The sequence below is a fragment of the Aerococcus sp. L_32 genome (assembly GCF_050689315.1).
This window is the reverse complement of sequence record NZ_JBOEQF010000710.1, coordinates 1-919: the sequence shown is the minus strand read 5'-3', so window position 1 is coordinate 919 and position 919 is coordinate 1. Positions and strand designations below refer to the sequence as shown.

The 919-nt window shown below is 46.9% G+C and carries 1 protein-coding gene; it reads left to right on the top strand.

All coding sequences use genetic code 11. The features are described 5' to 3' along the window. Positions 1-919, top strand: a 919-nt coding sequence (locus ACRCJ0_RS15900) for a Mur ligase family protein (protein WP_431391149.1), incomplete at both ends; no start/stop codon positions are given.

Below are 919 nucleotides of genomic sequence, written 5' to 3'. Positions count from 1 at the left end.
CGCCTTAGCCCGGTCAAATGACGATGTAGTGGTTATTGAAACTTCTAGTCAAGGACTCCACCAATATAGAATGGCAGGGATGCAATTTGACTATGCCTTATTTACCAACCTACAACACGACCATTTAGACTACCACAAGACCATGGAAGCTTATTACCAAGCTAAGAAATCCCTGTTCAGCTTAATGAAAGCGGACGGAAAGGCGGTCATCAATAGCTATACCATGTGGGGCAACCGCCTAGCCAAAGAACTGGCAGCAAGTGGTAAACAAGTCTTAACTGTAGATACCAAGAAAGATGCGACAAGTTATGTCTTAGATAAAACAACCGACACAGCAGTTGTTGCCTTCAATGGACAGGGCGGACAAATCGAAGCAATCGAAGCGCCCTTATCAGGTGTCTATAACCAAGAAAACCTAATCTTAGCCACAACCGTCATGGTTGACCTAGGATTAGACGCTGGCAATACCAACGATGCAATAGCAGACTTTGCGGGAATTGCAGGCCGTTTAGAATACTATCCGCTAGCAGACGGCAACGAAATGGTAGTCGATTATGCCCACACGCCGGATGCCATTGAAGCCCTATTAACAACCCTAAACGCCCAGTACCCAAACCACGAGACCATCCATATCTTTGGCTTTAGAGGGCAGCGGGACACTAAAAAATTCCCGCAAATGGTGTCCGCCTCGCAAACTGGGGCCGACTTAACCATCCTAACCACTGACGACTTAAATGGTGTGCCAAGACAAGAGATGGCTGAAAAGTATCTTGAATATGTGACCCAATATGGGTTAGACTCTATGGCTATGGCACTAGACCGGGTCGAAGCCGTCGAACTCGCCCTTGAAATGTCCCTAAATCCGGTATTGTTAGTCCTTACCGGTAAAGGCCACGAAGCCTACTCCGAGGAAAACAAA